General features: G+C 48.3%; 12 protein-coding genes. 8 read left to right on the plus strand and 4 right to left on the minus strand.

Translation table 11 applies throughout. The annotated features are described in order from the left end of the window. The first annotated feature begins 196 nt into the window (after positions 1-196). Positions 197-1,864 (plus strand): glutamine--tRNA ligase/YqeY domain fusion protein, encoded by a 1,668-nt coding sequence (locus tag VIM87_RS23135; RefSeq protein WP_331999297.1) that lies wholly within the window; start codon positions 197-199, stop codon positions 1,862-1,864. 92 nt (positions 1,865-1,956) lie between these two features. Here VIM87_RS23135 and gltX read toward each other — a convergent pair whose 3' ends face one another. Further along, positions 1,957-3,489, minus strand: coding sequence for a glutamate--tRNA ligase (gene gltX, locus VIM87_RS23140; RefSeq protein ID WP_331999298.1), 1,533 nt, complete (start codon positions 3,487-3,489; stop codon positions 1,957-1,959). Between the two features lie 220 nt (positions 3,490-3,709). On the opposite strand from gltX, the gene VIM87_RS23145 reads away from it, so the two are divergent. Next, positions 3,710-4,342, plus strand: coding sequence for a polysaccharide deacetylase family protein (locus VIM87_RS23145; protein WP_331999299.1), 633 nt, complete (start codon positions 3,710-3,712; stop codon positions 4,340-4,342). Between the two features lie 266 nt (positions 4,343-4,608). Here the strand turns inward: VIM87_RS23145 and VIM87_RS23150 are convergent, their stop codons facing one another. Beyond that, complete coding sequence (locus VIM87_RS23150) at positions 4,609-5,484, minus strand: hypothetical protein (RefSeq protein WP_331999300.1); 876 nt, start codon at positions 5,482-5,484, stop codon at positions 4,609-4,611. Positions 5,485-5,604: 120 nt separating this feature from the next. Between VIM87_RS23150 and VIM87_RS23155 the strand changes: the two genes are divergently transcribed. The 5 genes from VIM87_RS23155 to VIM87_RS23175 all read left to right on the plus strand — a co-directional run bounded on the left by VIM87_RS23155 (position 5,605) and on the right by VIM87_RS23175 (position 12,591). After that, the gene (locus tag VIM87_RS23155; RefSeq protein ID WP_331999301.1) at positions 5,605-6,375 is read left to right on the plus strand and encodes a TatD family hydrolase; all 771 of its coding nucleotides are present in this window, start codon (positions 5,605-5,607) and stop codon (positions 6,373-6,375) included. A gap of 42 nt (positions 6,376-6,417) precedes the next feature. Beyond that, the gene (locus tag VIM87_RS23160; protein ID WP_331999303.1) at positions 6,418-7,446 is read left to right on the plus strand and encodes a type I asparaginase; all 1,029 of its coding nucleotides are present in this window, start codon (positions 6,418-6,420) and stop codon (positions 7,444-7,446) included. Between the two features lie 211 nt (positions 7,447-7,657). Continuing rightward, on the plus strand, positions 7,658-9,682 hold the full coding sequence (locus VIM87_RS23165) for a gliding motility-associated C-terminal domain-containing protein (protein ID WP_331999304.1): 2,025 nt from the start codon (positions 7,658-7,660) through the stop codon (positions 9,680-9,682). A gap of 207 nt (positions 9,683-9,889) precedes the next feature. Next, on the plus strand, positions 9,890-10,867 hold the full coding sequence (locus VIM87_RS23170; RefSeq protein WP_331999305.1) for an AraC family transcriptional regulator: 978 nt from the start codon (positions 9,890-9,892) through the stop codon (positions 10,865-10,867). 710 nt (positions 10,868-11,577) lie between these two features. Beyond that, complete coding sequence (locus VIM87_RS23175; RefSeq protein ID WP_331999306.1) at positions 11,578-12,591, plus strand: AraC family transcriptional regulator; 1,014 nt, start codon at positions 11,578-11,580, stop codon at positions 12,589-12,591. Between the two features lies 1 nt (position 12,592). Here the strand turns inward: VIM87_RS23175 and VIM87_RS23180 are convergent, their stop codons facing one another. Together VIM87_RS23180 and VIM87_RS23185 are read right to left on the minus strand one after the other, a co-directional pair. Beyond that, complete coding sequence (locus tag VIM87_RS23180) at positions 12,593-15,199, minus strand: MGH1-like glycoside hydrolase domain-containing protein (protein ID WP_331999307.1); 2,607 nt, start codon at positions 15,197-15,199, stop codon at positions 12,593-12,595. 23 nt (positions 15,200-15,222) lie between these two features. Next, positions 15,223-16,131 (minus strand): bestrophin family protein, encoded by a 909-nt coding sequence (locus VIM87_RS23185; protein ID WP_331999308.1) that lies wholly within the window; start codon positions 16,129-16,131, stop codon positions 15,223-15,225. Between the two features lie 1,061 nt (positions 16,132-17,192). On the opposite strand from VIM87_RS23185, the gene VIM87_RS23190 reads away from it, so the two are divergent. Next, positions 17,193-19,580, plus strand: coding sequence for a glycoside hydrolase family 127 protein (locus tag VIM87_RS23190; RefSeq protein ID WP_331999309.1), 2,388 nt, complete (start codon positions 17,193-17,195; stop codon positions 19,578-19,580). Positions 19,581-19,994: the final 414 nt, after the last annotated feature.

Here is a 19,994-nt window from a genome sequence, read left to right on the forward strand (position 1 = left end):
TGTATGGTAGAAGGGCCCCGTAAGCGCACAAAAAGCAGGTTAGAGGATCCGCCACCCATCAGCCTGACCACGAACTTCCTTTACCCGTGGAGTATGCTATGGACCATCGACCATGGACCATGGACTCCACACAGGACCATGGACTGTGGACCATTTTACTTACCTTTGCCATCCGTAAAATTACAACCGGTTTTATATGAGTGAAGAAAGATCTCTCAACTTTTTAGAACAGATCATAGAAGAAGATCTAGCAAAAGGCGCTAATGGCGGCCGGGTGATGACCCGTTTCCCGCCGGAACCCAATGGCTACCTGCACATTGGGCACGCCAAATCTATTTGTCTCAACTTTGGGCTGGCCCAGAAATACAACGGGCAAACCAACCTGCGTTTTGACGATACCAACCCGGTAACAGAAGATACGGAGTATGTGGATTCCATCAAAGCCGACATTAAATGGCTGGGCTTTGAATGGGCCAACGAACTGTATGCATCCGATTATTTTGACCAGCTATACGATTTTGCAGTGGCCCTCATTAAAAAAGGGCTGGCTTATGTGGACGATTCTACCGCGGAGGAAATAGCAGCCCTGAAAGGCACGCCCACCGAACCGGGAAAAGATAGCCCTTACCGTAGCCGCAGCGTGGAAGAGAACCTGCAGCTGTTTGAAAAAATGAAGAACGGTGAGTTTAAGGATGGCGCCAAAGTGCTGCGGGCCAAAATAGATATGGCATCGCCCAACATGCACATGCGCGACCCTATAATGTACCGCATTAAACATGCACATCACCACCGTACCGGCGATAAATGGTGCATTTATCCCATGTACGATTTTGCGCACGGACAAAGCGACAGCATAGAACATATCACTCACTCCATATGTACGCTGGAGTTTATACCGCATCGCCCGCTGTACGACTGGTTCATTGAAAAGCTGAACATCTTCCCTTCCCATCAGTATGAGTTTGCCCGCCTGAACCTGAACTACACGGTGATGAGTAAACGAAAACTGAAGCAGCTGGTAGAAGATGGCTTTGTACGCGGCTGGGACGATCCCCGCATGCCTACCATCAGCGCCCTGCGCCGCCGTGGCTTTACACCAGCCAGCATCCGCACTTTCTGCGACCGTATAGGCATCCAGAAACGGGATAACCTGATCGAGGTAAGCCTGCTGGAATACTTCATCCGCGAAGAGCTGAACCGTACTGCCAACCGTGTAATGGTAGTAACCGATCCCCTGAAGCTGGTGATCACCAACTACCCCGAAGGACAGGTAGAAGAGCTGCAGGCAGAGAACAACCCGGAAGATGAAAGCGCCGGCACCCGCAGCCTTCCCTTCAGCAATACGCTGTACATAGAGCGGGAAGATTTTATGGAGAACCCTCCCAAGAAATTCTTCCGCCTGGGCCCCGGCAATATGGTACGCCTGAAGTATGCCTACATTATCAAATGCGATAGCTTTGATAAGGATGCAGATGGTAACATTACCACCGTCTACTGCTCTTACCTGCCCGAAAGCCGCAGTGGTGGCGATAGCAGCGGCCTTACCGTAAAAGGCACCATTCACTGGGTAAGCGCAGCGCATGCCGCCAAGGCCGAAGTGCGCCTGTACGACCGCCTGTTTAAGGTGGATGATCCGAACAACGAGGAAGGTGATTTTAAATCTTACATCAACCCGGATTCTTTACAGGTTGTGGAGAATGCGCTGATAGAGCCTGCGCTGGCCAGCGCCAAACCCGGCGACCGTTTCCAGTTCCTGCGCAAAGGTTACTTCTGCGTAGATCCGGATACCACGCCTGAAAAGCTGGTGCTGAACCGCACGGTAACCTTAAAGGATACCTGGGCCAAGGAAGCTAAAAAAGGTTAGGAATAGTTTTATAAATGTAAAACGCTCCGGAGGTAATACCCTCGGAGCGTTTTTTTACGTGTGCCACACCTTTGAGGTGTGGCACACGTAAGTTATGCATCCAGCAACGTCAAGGCCTTCATAATTCTCGCGATAGTCTCATGCTTGCCCAGTGTTTCTGCAATATTAAATACCGGCGGGCCAAACTTACCACCGCACAGCATAATGCGGAAAGGCAGCTGCAGCTCTCCTACTTTAATATTCATGGACGTGGCCAGCTGTTTAAAGCTTTCCTCTACAGAGTGTAAAGAGAAATCAGACAGCGTTTCCAGCACAGAAGCCCAGTCCAGGAAGAACTGGCGCTTATCCGCATTCCACTTGGGTTTTACGGGGCTAAGGTCATAGTTTTCCGGCTGCTGGAAAAAGAAGAAACCATGGTCCCATATTTCACTTACCAGGTTGCAGCGCTCTTTTACCAGCCCTGCAATGGTAGCTACATATTCTTCAGAAGCCTGCACGCCTTTCTCCTTTAGCACCGGCATAAACAGCTGCGCCAGGCGTTGATTATCGGCCTTTACAATATATTGATGGTTGAACCAGTTGGCTTTTTCAATATTGAACTTGGCGCCGGCATGGTGTACACGGTCCATAGAGAACTTTTCTATCAGCTCTTCTATAGTGAACAGTTCCTGTTCCGTCCCATCATTCCAGCCCAGCATAGCCAGCATATTTACAAATGCTTCCGGCAGGTAACCCATTTCGCGGAAGCCTTTGGTAAAGTCACCGGTGCGGGGATCCTTCCAGTTCATAGCATATACGGGGAAGCCTAAACGATCGCCATCCCGTTTGCTGAGCTTACCATTTCCATCCGGTCGTAAGATCAGTGGCAGATGCGCCCATTGCGGCATCTGGTCTTGCCAGCCCAGGTAACGCCACAGCATAATATGCACCGGGGCGGAGGGCAGCCATTCTTCCCCGCGGAATGCATGGCTGATCTTCATTAAATAATCATCCACCACCACAGCCAGGTGATAGGTGGGCATACCGTCTGCTTTCAGCAGCACCTTATCATCTACGGTGCCGGTATTAAAATGCACATCGCCGCGGATCATATCTGTAAAAGATATTTCTTCATTGGCGGGCATTTTAATACGGATCACATGCGGGGTACCGGCCGCTAATAAAGCAGCGGTTTCTTCCGGCAGCAGGCGCAGGGAATTGCGCATGTGCGCGCGTACAATGTGATTATATTGCGGGGATGGATTGTCTTCCGTTTTCAGGCGGGTACGCATTTCATCCAGCTCTTCCGGTGTGTCAAATGCATAATAGGCATAGCCGTCTTTCACCAGCTGCTCAGCATACTGGCGGTACTGCGCTTTACGCTCGCTTTGCCGGTAGGGCGCGTAAGGGCCGCCTACATGCGGTCCTTCATCGGCATTTAACCCGCACCAGCGCAGGCATTCAAGAATATATTCTTCTGCTCCTTCCACATAGCGGGTCTGGTCCGTATCTTCTATACGCAGCACAAAGTCGCCTTTATGCTTCCTGGCAAACAAATAATTGAATAAAACCGTGCGCACCCCACCCAGGTGCAGGCCACCGGTAGGGCTGGGGGCAAAACGTACTCTTACTTTTTGGTGTTCCATAGGGGCAAAGGTAATATTTTAGTTGGCAGATAAATAGTTGGCAGTTGCCAGTGGGCAGTAGGCAGTTGGGAAACGGCAAAGTCTGCAACAGTCAATGGTTATCCTCCCTGATGGCCACCGCCCACTACTATTAGTAGGCCAACTTGCCACAGACTGCCAACTGCCCACTGGCAACTGCCAACTAATCCTTAACTTGCCAATGGCTGCAAACTACAACTGTATGTTCTATCTCACCAAAACGCCCGGCATCCTGAAAGCCCTGTATAGGAGCTGCACCTGGCACCTTTCACCGGCCAAACAAGCGGTGTACCTTACTTTTGACGATGGCCCGCACCCGCAGGCCACGCCTTTTGTGCTGGAACAGCTGAAGAAGTACAATGCCAAAGGCACCTTTTTTTGCATAGGCAAGAACGTAAAGGAGTATCCGCAAATTTACCAGCAGCTGCTGGAAGAAGGGCACACCGTGGGCAACCATACCCACCAGCACCTCAATGGCTGGAAAACCGGTACAGATACGTATATCCAGAACATCCTGGAAGCCCGGCAGTACATTGATTCACCTTTGTTCCGCCCACCGTACGGGCGCATTACCCCTTTCCAGATCAAAGCATTGAAAAATAAGATCCCGCAGGCGCAGGTGATCATGTGGGATGTGTTAAGCGGGGATTTTGATACTGCTATTAACGGGGAGGCCTGTGTGCAGAATGTAGTGTTTAAAACAAAGCCGGGCTCTATTATTGTATTTCATGACAGTACCAAAGCCTGGGACCGGCTTTCGTATGCCCTTCCCCGTGTGCTGGAGTTCTGTAAAAAACAGCAATGGAGCATGGAGGCGATACCCCTCGGGAGGTAATTACGAATTATTCAATTACGAAATGCGAAGCATTCATGAGCACCATTGAAAATGATTATGAATGCGAATAATTACGAATGATTGGAAATGGCTCTATATCAACCGTAATTCGTGGTATATAACATACAAAAGCGGAAGGTTTGAAGCCGGCATAATTGCCTTTAACTTCAAACCTTCCGCTTTTTATTTTAATTATCTATTACTACACTAATCTCCGCTGCATTCCAATTCGTAATTCGTAATTGAATAATTCGTAATTGAATTAATTATCTCGGCAGCAGTACGCCTTTCACCTTATCGCCAATGTTCACGGTAGCGGAATCATCGCAGATGCCGGCGCCATAATCAATGGTAGCAGTTACCTGGTCAAAAGTAACATCTGCTTTACCTTTTCCTATCCAGGCGCATTTCAAAGCTTTGATCAGCGGCTCTTTGGTAGTATAGGTAACAACAGTGCCGCCGGGGTAAGTTAAGCTGGCAGTACCGGTACCGCTGTAAACATCATCTTCAGTTACAAACGGTGTGTTGCCGCCTTCTACCTGGGTAATAACTTTCTCGCAGCTATAACCAAAGGTCAGGGTATCCAGCTTAATAACGCCGCCGGTTACTTTAGTGCTGTATTTAAAGGTGGTGCCGCTGCTTTGGTTGGTGATCACCTTTGTACCTTCCAGGTGTACCAGGCCTACTGAATAGTTCTGCAGGGTAATGTTGATGATAGTACCCGGCTTCATAATGTAATTGCTGATAGTGATGATCACTTTACCGGCACGCGTGCGGCCGTCTGTACCCGTACAACCGTTTTTAAAGTCCAGGGTCAGCGTTTTAGGCCATTTATCTATGGTAACATCGTCCAGGTTAGCCTCGTAGCACCCGCCCAGCTTAGACAGTGAACGGTCCTGAAGCGCCTTACGGCCATTAGTACCAAGTCCCTGCTCCTCACCGGCAGATAAAGCCACATCAAAAAGATCGTCGTACAGGGTGCTTGCCTGGGCTTCGTAAGAGGCTGCAGCCAGGGCTTTGGCGTCATTTGCGTTGGTATCAGGTGTTGCTTCATTGCTCTTGCTACATGCAAAGAAGATAGTAGCAGTAGCAACCAGTATCAACACAGCGGCAAAGATGCGGTTAAAACAAAAATTTTTCATGATAGGATAGTTTTTTTTAGGACTTTAACTTTGTGCCGTAGGTTTAATCAGATATTAAAAATATAACAAATTTAATTATTTCCTACTTAATATTAATATATCATTTGTTAATTATACGTTATGCAGTGGATAGATACGCACGCCCATTTGTACAGTAAGGAATTTGCCCAGGACCGGGAAGCCATGATAGCCCGCTCCCTGGAAGCCGGCGTGCATAAAATGCTGTTACCCAATATAGACGAAGCTTCCATTCCCGGTATGCTGGACCTGGAAGCCCGGTACCCGGGGCAATGCTTTGCCATGATGGGACTGCACCCCTGCTATGTAACGGAAAATGTAAAGGCCGAAATGGCATGGGTGCGGGACTGGCTTGAAAAACGGCCTTTCATAGCGGTAGGCGAAATAGGGCTGGACTTTTACTGGGATAAAACCCTTACCGCCCAGCAGCACCAGGCCTTTCGCGAGCAGCTGGAAATGGCCAAAGCCTACCGGCTGCCCGTAGTGATACACAGCCGGGAAAGCACCCGCCAGTGTATTGATGATGTAAAAGCCCTGCAGGATGGCGGCTTAACCGGGGTATTCCATTGCTTTTCCGGCACGCTGGAAGAGGCCCGGGAAGTAATAGACCTGGGTTTTTACCTGGGCATAGGCGGGGTGGTGACCTTCAGGAAATCGGGCCTGGATAAAATAGTAGAACAAATTGACCTGCAGCATATTGTAATGGAAACAGATGCTCCTTACCTGGCGCCGGCGCCCTACCGGGGCAAACGGAACGAAAGCGCCTACATTCCCCTCATAGGGCAAATGGTGGCGGATGTAAAACATCTAAAAATTGAGGAAGTGGCTGCTATAACAAGCAGCAATGCCCATAAATTATTCAAATCCATTTAATATATAAGTGGATACCTTTGCGGCAATTTTAGGTGTTTCGAGATGAGTAAAATCCTGATTATTTACACGGGCGGCACGGTAGGCATGATCTTCGATGAAAAAACGAAAGCATTGCGCCCGATAGGTTTTAATGAGATCCGTAATAATTTACCGGAACTGTACCGGATGGGGATCGATTTTTACGTGTACACCTTTAACCCGCCCATTGACTCATCCGACATGCACCCGGAAATATGGGTGGAGCTTGCCAGCATTATAGAGGACCGGTATGACCGCTATGATGGTTTTGTGATCCTGCATGGTTCCGATACCATGGCCTTTACCGCATCGGCCCTCAGCTTTATGCTGGAAAACCTTTCCAAACCCGTAATACTTACCGGCTCCCAGCTGCCTATTGGTAAGATCCGTACAGATGCCAAGGAAAATATTATCACTGCCATGGAAATTGCCGCTACCCGGCAAAACGGGCATGTGATGGTACCTGAAGTATGTATCTACTTCGACTTTTCCCTGTTCCGCGGCAACCGCTCCAAAAAATATAACGCGGAAAAGTTTGAGGCTTTTTACTCCATGAACTACCCGCCCCTGGCCGAAGCAGGCATTGATATTAAATATAAAAGGGAATCCGTATTACCCCATCCGCACCAGCCGCTGAAAGTGCATAAGCACCTGGATGATAATGTAACGGTGCTGAAAGTATTTCCCGGCATTACCCGCAAGTGTGTGGAAGCTACGCTTAGTGTGCCCGGGCTTAAAGGTGTGATACTGGAAACCTTTGGTAACGGTAACGCCAACACGCAGCCCTGGTTTATTGAAAGCTTAAAAAAAGTAATTGATAAAGGCGCCATTGTAATAGATATTACACAGTGTGATGGCGGCTCCGTGGAGCTGGGTAAATATGAGACCAGCCAGTACCTCAAAGAGATAGGTGTTATAAGCGGCCATGATATGACGTTTGAGGCAGCCATCACAAAGCTGATGTTCGTACTGGGCCAGGAGCTGCCACTGGAAGATGCTAAACTCCTGATAGAACAACCCCTGCGCGGTGAGCTGACACCCATTACCGATTAAATGTGCAGATGTGCAAATATGCAGATGTGCAGATGAAAGACATTCGCTTCAATCCATTTATACATTCAATATTTGCACATCTGCATATTTGCACATCTGCACACCTTTTTTGTAACTAACGTGCGCCCTCAAACGTTAGCAAATAACACGGATTCTCCCGGAATTTTGTTTTATTTTTAAAACCTATTATGCTTATCTCACCTTCATACAAATGAAATATTTTCTGCTGCCACTGCTGCTGGTATTGTTCGTTACGGAGCCCTTATATGCACAAACAGTATTGTGCACAACCAATGGGCAAACTCCGGAAACAGCTTTCCCGGTGTGCGGTACCAAAACCTTCACACAGGCATCCGTACCTATCTGCGGCGGCAGAACTGTTCCCGGTATTAATTGTCCGGATGCATACACTGATAAAAATCCTTTCTGGTATAAATTTACCTGCTTCACCACCGGCACCCTGGGTTTTACCATTACCCCGCATACCCTGCAGGAAGATTATGACTGGCAGCTGTTTGATGTTACCAACCGCAATTTACGGGAAGTGTTCACCAACAAACAGCTGTTCGTAGCCTCCGGCTGGTCTGGTGAGTATGGTATTACCGGCGCATCCAGCGCAGGCGCTGCACATGAGGTGTGTGGCGGTTTTGGCCAGCCCTTATGGAGCTCCATGCCTGTTATACAAAGAGGGCATGATTACCTGCTGCTCATCAGCCATTTTTCTGATTCACAAAGCGGCTATGATCTTGCTTTTAATGGCGGCACCGCCAGCATTACTGATCCCCTGGTCCCGAAAATAGATCATGCAGGTTACCATTGCGGCGTACCGGGTATTGGGGTAAAGCTGAATAAAAAGGTACGGTGCAACAGCCTTGCCGCCAATGGCAGCGACTTTGTGCTAACCGGCGCAGGTGTAACCATTACCGGGGCTACCGGTGTAAATTGTGATGTGAACGGGTTTGATATGGACTCTATTGTATTAACCCTCAGCGGACCTTTACCAGCCGGTAATTACAGCATAAGCTTAAAGAATGGTACAGATGGTAATTCCCTGCTGGACTACTGTTCCAATGCTATTCCTACAGGTCCGGGCACGCCAGTTACCCCTTTTACAGTAGATGTGCAAATGCCTTCTTACCTGGATCATATTGAACCGGTAAGCTGCATGCCGCAGCAGGTAAAGGTGGTATTATCCGATCCTGTGCGCTGCAGCTCAATTGCAGCCAATGGCAGTGATTTTACGATCAGCGGCAGCAATGCCGTTAGCATACAGGGCGCTACAGGTGTTTGCCAGAACGGGCTTACAGACACTATTCTTCTGCAGCTCTCCAGCCCCATTTACCGGGGCGGCGCTTACCAGGTAACCTTAAGAACCGGCACTGACGGTAATACCTTATTAAGCGAATGCTGGAAGCCTACACCTGCAGGCACCTCGCTTCCCTTTAATACCAGCGATACCGTGAATGCGGATTTCACGTACACCATGCGCCTGCATTGTGAATATGATACCCTGGTATTAGCACACAATGGCGCCAACGGTGTAAATAAATGGACCTGGAACTCTGATGGCAATACGTTCAGCACTGCGCAAAACCCCATTAAATCCTATGATGTTTTTGGTCCGCATACCATTCAGCTAACGGTATCTAACGGGGTTTGCAGCGACAGCAGCACGCAGAGCATTTTACTGGACAATGAGCTGCATGCCGATTTCACCGCATCAGCCGACATACTATGCCCGCAGGATGCTACTACCTTTACCAATAAAAGCACCGGCAAAAATATTATTGGCTACCGTTGGCTGTTTGGGAACGGCATAGTTACCACAGCAACTAATCCTTTACCGCAAAGCTATCCGCAGTTAAAAGAAGACCGCGATTATAACGTGATGCTTATTGCGCAAAGCAGCATGAACTGTTTTGATACGGCTTATCACCTCATTAAAGCTGTGGCCAGCTGCTATATAGATGTACCCACAGGTTTTACCCCGAATGGCGATGGCACCAATGATTACCTGTACCCGCTGAACGGCTATAAAGCAATTAACCTCAAATTCTCCATTTTCAACCGCCTTGGCCAGCTTATTTTTGAAACTAACGACTGGCGTCATAAGTGGGATGGTACTGTATCCGGAAGGCCGCAGCCTATAGGCACCTATGCCTGGATGCTTAGCTACACCAACAAAGATACCGGCGAAAAAGTTTTCAAGAAGGGCGTAACTGTTTTACTACGGTAACGCATACACTACTTTGTCCATTATAGCTATTTAATGGTACTGCGGCCTAATTCAATAGTTTTTAGTTAATATTGCTTCAACAATGCGTCCATTGAACGAACGTATCGGAAGCTTAATTCCACGTATTGAGCGGACCCATTAACGTTAGTATAAACCTGCTTAGTGAGTTATTCTAGTCAACCTAATCTATAACAACCACATCACGTAATGAACGTTTTGATTGCGCCTGATCAAATTAAAGATCCGGGTCAAGAGATAGTTATCCCAGATCATCTTCACCCCTACCTGGTGCCCTGGAGCACCCGGCAATACCGGCAATATAAGTTTGGCACTATTCTCACCCAAACCTTTTTGCACAAGCATTACCGCATTTATATTTACCGGTTTATGATAACCCAGCCGGTGAACCTGTTCTTTGCGGTAGACGAGCCTACCATTGCATTACGGCATATGCTGGAAGGCAATGTGTATGCGGAGGTGCAGGGCTTTGGCCGTGTAGAGCTGGAGCCGCAGCGTTATAACCTGATATACCTGCCTACCAGCATTAATGAAGCCTGGTTTGAAGCCGGCCCTGCAGAATCGTTACACATGGAGCTGGAATATACCTGGCTGGAAGAAATGGCGGAAAGCAATGAGGAGATAGCAGAGCTCATGAACCGTGTAATGACGGTTAGTAATGAAGGCAAGCTGATGTTACCGGCGCTCATTGATTACAACGTGCATGAAGCCTTACACGCCATGCGCCATAGCCAGGAAACAGGCGGTCTCCTGCTCATGGAGTTTAAAACCGGCATTCTTAAAATACTTACCCAGTATGGGAAAGTGCTGAAGGAACAGGATCAGCTGGATGGCCTGCCAGAGATCCCCAATAAGGAGCTGCTGGTAAAGATATGGGAAATGGTAAAAGCCAACCCGCATATTCATCATACACTGGCCAGGCTGGCACGCATGAACCATATGCATGAAAAAACATTAAGCCGCCATTTCCAGCGCCTGTTTAAAATAAGCCTGCCGGCTTTTGTGCATAAGCAATGCATGGCGCGGGCCTATTACCTGATCACCACAACAGAGCAAAACCTGTCGGATATTGCTTATGATCTGGGCTATACAGAGATCAGCAATTTTAACCGTGCGTTTAAAAAGCATCATGGCATTCCCCCGCAGGCCCTTCGCAATATGCGGTAAACCTATCCAGTGAGATTGTCCGGAAATGATGCGAAAAAAGTACTACCCGGATAAGCAATAATTCTTCATTTCTAAGGAATTTTATAACCGAAGCACGGCATCATATGTACCATTTTCCCATATCAATGCCGGCTATGCAGAGAGAACCATTAGCTTTCGTTATATATATAGGCGACTCACGCCTGGTTCCGTTGTTCCCACCGGTGGCAGGCGCCCATCACGCTGAAGGGATGGGTACTGCTCCGGTAAAAGTTTTGATATAAGATACGTTTAACAAACTTTCTATCACACTCAACTAGGTTCACTACCTATATGGTGTCTTTATGGTTATTTGAACATATAGCATGTTCTACCTTTCCAGGTGGAACGCTTTTCCCTTGTAACAACACCATTTTTCCATCGCCATGCTTTTCCCTCCCTCCTGTCCGCGTCCAACCCCGGATACGGCAGGTTGTATAATTTTTTTGTCAGGAATAGGTTCTTTAAAATCTCCTTTTCGGTATGCTACGTATATTAACAGAATAATAGCGTCTGATTGATTGTTTGTTCCCATGTGAAACAGCTGAATAGCTTCTGATAACCTTAGCGCCAACTCCTCAAAACAGCCGGTGCAAAGGCTATCATTCCTATTTCCTGGCTTTAGCTTAAACCTGCAGGCAGAAACGGTTCCGTGTTACAACATCCAAATAATTGTTTAAACACCTTTTTCCATGGAAAAACAAGCATTCAACAAACCCGCTGAAAAATGGCTGCTCATTGAGCGGGAAGACACCCACAATTACACCGCTGCAGAGAATATTCCCGATGAATACCTGCCGCTGATCATGCCTTATGCCGGTGCTTATTTTTATCGCGATGAAGATTGTGATATGTTAACTCAACACATTAAGGTAGGCGAGTTCTCCATATTCGGTCATGATATTTTTGCCCGCCAGTATTTTATCCTGCGGCCTTATACCAGCCAGCATATCCTGGCATTGCACTACATGCATGATGATACCATCCATGCCATGATCGACCACATGGGGCCTTTCCGGCTGAGTGAAAAGGAGGTGAACCTCTTTAGCCTGCATGCGGATTTTCATACTGCTGCACTGGATGTTGGCCAGCGGATCACCAGCTTTCACATTAATGTAAAACCGGCTATGCTGCCTGCGCTGGTAGCCAAGTTCCCGGCCCTGCAACCGCTTACCTTAGAATCCACGGAACACTTAAACGGGCCGGTGAACAAGCAGCCCTACCAGATCAATTACGTAGGTTCCTTATTACTGAGCAAGCTCTTATCCTGCCGGTATGTGGGCATGCAGGCGGAATGTTACCTGTACCGCTGCTGTGTGGATCTTTACCAGAACTTTGCCATACAGTATGGGCAATCCTTACGGGAGCACGCGCAGCTGCCGGATTCGCAGATAGCGCTCATGCACCGCGTGCTGGAGTATATTAAAACGCATATACCGGAAAGGTTCACCAGCAAAGAGCTGGCCGTGCGGTTCAATATTCCGGAGACATTGTTGCGTACCGCTTTTGAGCAGGTGTTTGCCACGCCGGCAGATGATTTTATTCTGCAGCAAAGAATGATAACTGCCTATGATCTGTTGCTGCAAACCAAGTCCAGCCTGAATAGCATAGCCTACCGCACCGGTTACCGCAACCGGCTGGCGCTTACAGTGGAGTTTGAAAAGTATTATGGATATGATCCTATTGCCATCCGTAATGCGCAATAGTTTAAGATAACAGCTTTACCACCAGGCCGGTCCACCCGGTCTGGTGTTCAGCGCCTGCGCCGCGCCCATTATCCCCATGAAAATATTCGTAAAAGAGCAGGTAATCCCGGAAGTGGGGATCAAGCTGCATTTTGTCATTAGCCCCCATTGCCGGGCGGCGGCCATGCTCATTACGCAGGAACAGCCGCACCAGGCGCTTGCTTAACTCCACCGCTATTTCCTTCAGGCTTAAATAATTGCCGCTGTGGGTTGGGTACTCCACCCGGAAATCATCCCCGTAATAATGGTGAAAATGTTTCAGGCTTTCAATGATCAGGAAATTCACCGGCATCCATACCGGCCCGCGCCAGTTGCTGTTACCGCCAAACATGCCGGTGGTGCTTTCGCCAGGGGCATAGGCCACGGTAAACCGGTTGTCATCCAGCCAAAACTCGTAGGGGTGCTGTTCATGATACTTGCTGAGGGAGCGTATGCCATAATCGCTCAGGAACTCCGTTTCATCCAGCATACGGCGCAGGATGCGTTTCATACGGTGCCCCCGCAGCAGGCTTAGTAAATGTTTTTCCCCGCTGCCTTTCTCATACCAGCGGCTTACCAGCCCCGCCAGGTCCGGCCGGAAGTTCAGGAACCATTTTAACCGTTCTGTAAATTCCGGCTGCGTGGCAAAGATCTCTTCATCCAGCACAGCCACGGCAAACAGGGGTATCAGACCTACCATACTGCGCACCTTCATTTTTTGAACCCCGTCGTTGGTAAAACGTATCTGGTCATAATAAAATCCATCTTCTTCATCCCACAGGCCTTCCCCGCTGGCCTCTTCCCCTATACGGCTAATAGCGCCGGCGATGTACAGGAAGTGCTCGAAGAACTTGGTAGCCATATCCGCGTACACCTTATTATGTTTGGCCAGCTCCAGGGATATGCGCAGCATGTTCAGGCAGTACATGGCCATCCAGCTGGTGCCGTCTGCCTGCTCAATATAACCGCCGGTAGGCAGCGGCGCAGTACGGTCAAACACGCCAATATTATCCAGGCCTAAAAAGCCGCCTTCAAAAATATTGTTGTCATTCGCATCCTTACGGTTCACCCACCAGGTAAAATTCAGCAGCAGCTTATGGAAAATTGATTCCAGGAAAGAGATGTCCTCTTTACCATCATTATATTCCCGGTCCAGCTGAAACACGCGGTAGGCAGCCCAGGCATGCACCGGCGGGTTCACATCTCCAAAAGCCCATTCATAGGCCGGCAGCTCCCCGCTGGGATGCATATACCATTCGCGGGTAAGCAGGCTTAGTTGCTCTTTGGCAAACCCGCTATCTATCATCGCCAGGGGAATACAGTGGAAAGCCAGGTCCCAGGCGGCATACCAGGGGTATTCCCATTTATCGGGCATGGAAATAATATCTTCATTATTCAGGTGCTGCCATTCTTTGTTACGGCCGTTCAGCCGCTCCGCAGGCGGCGTGGGCTGGGTGGGATCGCCTTTGAGCCATTGGGCTACGTAGTAATAGTAGAACTGCTTATTCCACAACATACCGGCAAAGGCCTGGCGCTGCACCATCTTTTCATCATCCGTGCAAAGCTTTTTTTGCAGGGTGCTGTAAAATTCATCGGCCTCCTGCAGGCGGGTGCTGAACACGGCATCAAAATCAGCAAAAGGATGTGATTCCGCTCCTTTCATTAACCGCAAACGAATGCTTACAGCGCCGCCGCCTTCAATGGTCACCTCGTAATTGGCGGCTGCTTTGGTACCCTGCTGGGTATCATTTACAGCTGCCGTATGGCCATGCACCAGGTAATCATTGATCCCGTCTTTATAAAAACGTTTCCCATCCTGGTAGTTATACAGGCGCGGAAAATTGGTTTCATTATCAGTGAATAATAATTCCCCGGCATCTTCGCAATACAGCTGGTAATAGCCCAGCTCTTTATGGGCAATGTCTATCACATCCGCCCCGTTACCGGACAGCAGGGGCACGCTTTTATCCGGCGCCCAGTCCCAGGTGTTGCGGAACCACAGGGTGGGTAAGATGTGCAGCTGCGCAGCATTCTTTGCGCGGTTATGCACGGTGATCTTTATCAGCAGGTCTTCCGGTGCGGCTTTGGCATATTCCACAAATACATCAAAGTATTCATCGTTATCAAAAATGCCGGTATCAATTATTTCATACTCGGGGTCCTGTTTGCCGCGGCGGCGGTTCTCCTCCAGCAGCTGCGTGTAGGGAAATGCCTGCTGCGGATACTTGTACAACATTTTCATGTAAGCATGCGTGGGCGTATTATCCAGGTAGTAATACAGCTCCTTTACATCCTCCGCATGGTTACCTTCATGCCCGTTCAATCCAAAATATCTTTCTTTGATGATGGGGTCTTTTTTGTTCCACAGCGCAATGGCAAAACAAAGCAGCTGCTGGTCATCGCAAATGCCGGCAATACCTTCTTCTCCCCAGCGGTAAGCCTTACTGCGCGCCATATCGTGCGTGGTATAATTCCAGGCGTTACCATCGGCGCTGTAATCTTCCCGTACGGTTCCCCACTGCCGGTCTGTTACATATGGTCCCCATTTTTTCCATTCTTTCTGTTTCAGCCTTGCTTGTTCTTTATTCATTTCATCTGTTGTTTATAGATCCGTTACAAAAGTATTTGCTGGTCTGTTGGCCGTATGGGAGATGGTATATTATCATGGCCCAGCATTTCCAGCAGATTAATTTCAATGGTGCGGCTTATGCTATCCAGCGGAACAGCCATCATTGTAGCGCCAAAGGGATTCATGATGCTGATGCCGTTCTGGTGTGTTACATGAAATACAAACCCGAATGCCCAGCCGAATAATATAGACCATGCGCCTATGCTTTCACTCATCATCAGTGTATTCAGCACTACATAGAACCAGATAAATACCCGCGTAAAAAATAGATAGCTGGGCGGGAATACGGTATTCCTTATTCTTTCTGATTTTCCCATGCTATCGCAATGCCTGATCAGCAAGGCGTTCAGCTCACGGAAAAGAAAACCGTCTATTACACCCTGGCGGCTAAGCAGCTGCAGATCTTCTGCCTGCAGGCTTAAAATAGCATTGGGAATATTGCTTTGCATTTTTACGCGTTCCGCTTCTGCGTCGCTGAGGTAACCGGCATAGTATACATCTTCCGGTGTTTTTCTCAGGGATGATTTCAGCGCGTACAGGAAAGCCAGCTGCCGGTATATCATGCGGCGGGTAACGTGCGGGGCTTCTTCATTGGCCTCTGTCTTACAGTTATACAGCAGGCAACGGGCCCAGGAACGGGAATCGTTCACCAGCTCACCCCATACCTTGCGGGCCTCCCACCATCGGTCGTAGGCCTGGTTGTTGTTAAACCCGATGAAAAAGGCAATCGCTGTACCCAGCACTGTTGAAATGCTGACCGGTATGGAGATCCGCATTTCCAGCCAGTAATTATCTATCAGGTATGCAATGGTGCAGCATGCGAGGATCATTAAGTCCACCCGCCAGGTAAGCCTGAAAACCTGGGTTAGCGAAAGCCGGTCGTTCAACAGCATAAATTCCGATTATACCTAAAAGTTACTCTATAAGGGGGAGATGAGCAAATTAGAACGGGATGAGAAAGTGTTTGTGCTTCCCCATAAACTTACTAATCACCCGCCCCACCAAGCTCCCTGCAAAGCTGTTGGATGCTTGTATTTTGCAGGTATCGGGTGTAAGTGAGGTTGCAGATGAGCCGTTGGATGCTTGTGTTTTGTGGATGGGTTGCAGGCTTCCCGTGCTTTGCAGATCCGGTTCCGGCCTGCGCCCGCCTGTGTGTGGGGCTATTGGGCGGTATCAAGCGGATGGACGTTGGGGGGAGGCCTGGCGGCGCCGGTCGTGTCACGCCGGCCAAGGGCCGTCACCCGGACCTGCGGCCGCACTGCGGAATTGGGAGCTTGCCTGTTGGGCCGGTTGAAATGGCATACATATTTAATACGATTTTAACACTTTTATACTTTAACATCTTAACCTTACTACCTTAACCTTGATGCAGTGACCCTGCTGCCGTAACCTTAATGCCTTAAACTTAATACAATGCCTGTAAGGTCATGCGTGCTGTATTGAAGCTGTAAGGGCGCACCTATTTTGTTTGTTAAGGATCTTATCTCTAAACAGGAGCTGGTGCTACAACAAGCCTGCACAGCAAGGTGTGGGGGGTGGGCTTTGCCTGTTTTTCCGGTGCGGAGTTTTAACCTTGTTCTTCCTTTGCTTTCCCTTTGTGCTTCTTTTATTTCCCTTTACCTTTACCCTAGACCTTATCTAAACCCTTACCTGTATGGCCCCTTTATCCGCCCTCACATACCCCTTTACATGCCCCTTTACATAGCCCTCACAATGGCTGTTGCGGGCACTCCAATGCTGTTGTTCTCCGGCTGCTGACTATTCTCCCCCGGCAAATAATCACCTCAATAACAACAATTTCCGTAAACAAAATCCCTTTTGTATTGCCGATTCGTAGCTCGTAATTAACAATTCGTAATTCCCGTTGATCTCCGGTTAAAATATTGCCATTTAGCAAACTTATATACTCCTATATTTACAATAATTCAATTAAACTCAGGTTTAAACAGCTGACATGAAAAAAATTGTATATCTGACAGTTATAATGCTCGCATTCCACGGAGCAAGGCTGTTTGCGCAAGACTATCCCATACAGCCGGTACCTTTTACCGCGGTAAAAGTAACGGACCATTTCTGGGCGCCGCGCATCCTTAGTAATTATAAGGTAACCATTCCCATTGCGCTGGAACAGTGTTACAAAACCGGGCGGGTTGATAATTTCCTGATAGCCGGTAAGCTCAAAAAAGGAAAGTTCAATACCGAATACCCCTTTGATGATACCGACATTTATAAGATCATCGAAGGAGCCAGCTATTCGCTGCAAACCTACCCGGATAAAGAACTGGAAGCGCAGCTGGATACGCTGATCTACTACATTGGCAAGGCACAGGAGCCGGATGGTTATTTATACACCAACCGCACCATTGCCAAAGACAGTGGAACGCTGCATCCCTGGGCTGGAGAAAAACGCTGGGAAAAAGATCCGGACCTCAGCCATGAGCTGTATAACTGCGGCCACCTGTATGAAGCCGCTGCAGCGCATTACCTGGCCACCGGTAAAAAAACACTGCTGAACATTGCTATTAAAAATGCCAACCTGGTGTATCATGATTTTGTGGAAGGCGGTTTAAAATACTATCCCGGCCACCAGATCATAGAAATGGGCCTGGTAAAAATGTACCGGGTAACCCATGATAAACATTACCTGGAGCTGGCCAAATATTTCCTGGACATCCGCAAGAATGGCACGGAATACAACCAGGCGCAGGCGCCCGTTACAGAGCAAACCCGTGCTGTAGGTCATGCCGTGCGTGCCACCTATATGTACAGCGGCATGGCCGATGTGGCAGCGCTTACCGGTGATAAAGGTTATGTGCAGGCCATAGATGCCATCTGGCACGATGTGGTGGACCATAAGATCTACATCACCGGCGGCATTGGTGCAGAAGCCGGCCATGAAGGTTTTGGACCGGATTATGCGCTGCCCAACATGAGCGCGTATAATGAAACCTGCGCTTCTATCGGTAACATTTATTGGAACTACCGCCTGTTCCTGCTGCATGGGGATGCCAAGTATTACGATGTGCTGGAACAGATCCTGTACAACGGTATGATCTCCGGCGTAGCCATTAAGGGCGACCGTTTCTTTTATCCTAACCCGCTGGAATCAATGGGCCAGCACGAAAGAAGCGAGTGGTTTGGCTGCGCCTGCTGCCCCAGCAATGTGTGCCGCTTTATTCCATCTGTACCAGGTTATGTATATGCTACGGGTAAAGACCGTATTTATGTGAACCTGTTCATACAAAGCAAAGCTGCTATCCCCTTAAAGAAAAAAACAGTGGAGGTTGATCAGCGAACGAATTATCCCTGGGATGGTGATATTACTTTCACGGTGAATCCCCCCGGCAATCAAACCTTTGATATGGCTATCCGCTTGCCGGCCTGGTTAAATAATGCGCCTATACCCGGTGGTTTATACACCTATGCCAAACAGGAAACAAAAAAATATACCATCACAGTAAATGGTGCGCCGGCTGAGGATTCCATTGAGAACGGCTATGCTGTTATTCACCGCAGCTGGAAAAAAGGCGATGTTATTAAAGTGAATTTCCCGATGGATGTGCGCTATGTAAAAGCATCCGCGCCTGTGAAAGCAGATGATGATAAAACTGCTTTGCAACGCGGACCGCTGGTATATTGCTTTGAATGGCCCGATAATAGCAAAGCTTCTGTACGCCATTTGCTGGTAAATGAGCAAAATGATGTCAGCACTGCCTTTGAGCCCAACCTGCTGAACGGTGTGGAAGTAATACATACTACCGCGCTTACACAAACCATTACGGATGATAATAAGGTGGTGCAGGAACCAGCCAGGGTTACTGCCATTCCCTACTATGCCTGGGCTAACCGCGGCGCCGGTGATATGGCTGTATGGGTAGCAGATAAAGCTACTGCTGTTGTACCGCTGAAACCTGCTACCATAGCATCTAAAAGCACGGTGAGCGGTTCGCATAAAACAAAAGCTTTAAGAACATTAAATGATCAGCTGGAACCTTCCAGCTCGCATGATGGCAGTGTACCGTACTACCACTGGTGGCCTTTAAAAGATACCCTGCAATGGGTGCAGTATGATTTTGCAGCACCGGCAAAAATTTCCGGCGCACAGGTCTATTGGTATGATGACAGCCCCTGGGGCGGCTGCCGCTTACCCGCTTCCTGGAAGCTCCTGTATAAAGATCCTAACGGAGAATGGTTACCTGTTAAGAACAACAATGCCTACACGACAGAAAAAGATACCTTCAACAGCGTAAAATTTGATCCGGTAGAAACCAGCGCGCTCCGGATGGAGGTACAGCTACCCAAAGAACATGCAGCCGGTATTGTTGAATGGAAAGTAGAATAAAAAATGTGGAGAAGTACCACACTTTATATAGCAGTGCCACACCATAACGGTGTGGCACAGTTGTATATGCATCATATCATCATCCCCTGAAACGCCCTGTGGACTTAATGTACAAGTAACACTATGTTCCGTTGTTTACGTACCTGCACATACGTATTTTGCTGCATCTAATCCCTGTTTACCTGCATTTTTTATCACTCCCTCACCCAATATCTTTGCTTCCATATACTGTAGTCAACAGATTTATTGTAAAAAAACCGGAGCGTAGTAGTACTTCTTGATTGTACAAACGACACCTATGCATGAGCTGATCTAATACCCTTTGGCCAAATCGATTTAGCACGTACTATATCTTGAGTTATTGAACCTATGGCATTATTCATTAAAACCTATAATCAGTTGACAAAAGCGGCA

This window comes from Chitinophaga sp. (genome assembly GCF_036569125.1).
GTDB lineage: Bacteria > Bacteroidota > Bacteroidia > Chitinophagales > Chitinophagaceae > Chitinophaga.

Excerpts from the sequence above, each read along its gene's own strand:
- VIM87_RS23135 (WP_331999297.1), top strand. The coding sequence starts at position 197 with ATGAGTGAAGAAAGATCTCTCAACTTTTTAGAACAGATCATAGAAGAA.
- gltX (WP_331999298.1), bottom strand. The coding sequence starts at position 3,489 with ATGGAACACCAAAAAGTAAGAGTACGTTTTGCCCCCAGCCCTACCGGT.
- VIM87_RS23145 (WP_331999299.1), top strand. The coding sequence starts at position 3,710 with ATGTTCTATCTCACCAAAACGCCCGGCATCCTGAAAGCCCTGTATAGG.
- VIM87_RS23150 (WP_331999300.1), bottom strand. The coding sequence starts at position 5,484 with ATGAAAAATTTTTGTTTTAACCGCATCTTTGCCGCTGTGTTGATACTG.
- VIM87_RS23155 (WP_331999301.1), top strand. The coding sequence starts at position 5,605 with ATGCAGTGGATAGATACGCACGCCCATTTGTACAGTAAGGAATTTGCC.
- VIM87_RS23160 (WP_331999303.1), top strand. The coding sequence starts at position 6,418 with ATGAGTAAAATCCTGATTATTTACACGGGCGGCACGGTAGGCATGATC.
- VIM87_RS23165 (WP_331999304.1), top strand. The coding sequence starts at position 7,658 with ATGAAATATTTTCTGCTGCCACTGCTGCTGGTATTGTTCGTTACGGAG.
- VIM87_RS23170 (WP_331999305.1), top strand. The coding sequence starts at position 9,890 with ATGAACGTTTTGATTGCGCCTGATCAAATTAAAGATCCGGGTCAAGAG.
- VIM87_RS23175 (WP_331999306.1), top strand. The coding sequence starts at position 11,578 with ATGGAAAAACAAGCATTCAACAAACCCGCTGAAAAATGGCTGCTCATT.
- VIM87_RS23180 (WP_331999307.1), bottom strand. The coding sequence starts at position 15,199 with ATGAATAAAGAACAAGCAAGGCTGAAACAGAAAGAATGGAAAAAATGG.
- VIM87_RS23185 (WP_331999308.1), bottom strand. The coding sequence starts at position 16,131 with ATGCTGTTGAACGACCGGCTTTCGCTAACCCAGGTTTTCAGGCTTACC.
- VIM87_RS23190 (WP_331999309.1), top strand. The coding sequence starts at position 17,193 with ATGAAAAAAATTGTATATCTGACAGTTATAATGCTCGCATTCCACGGA.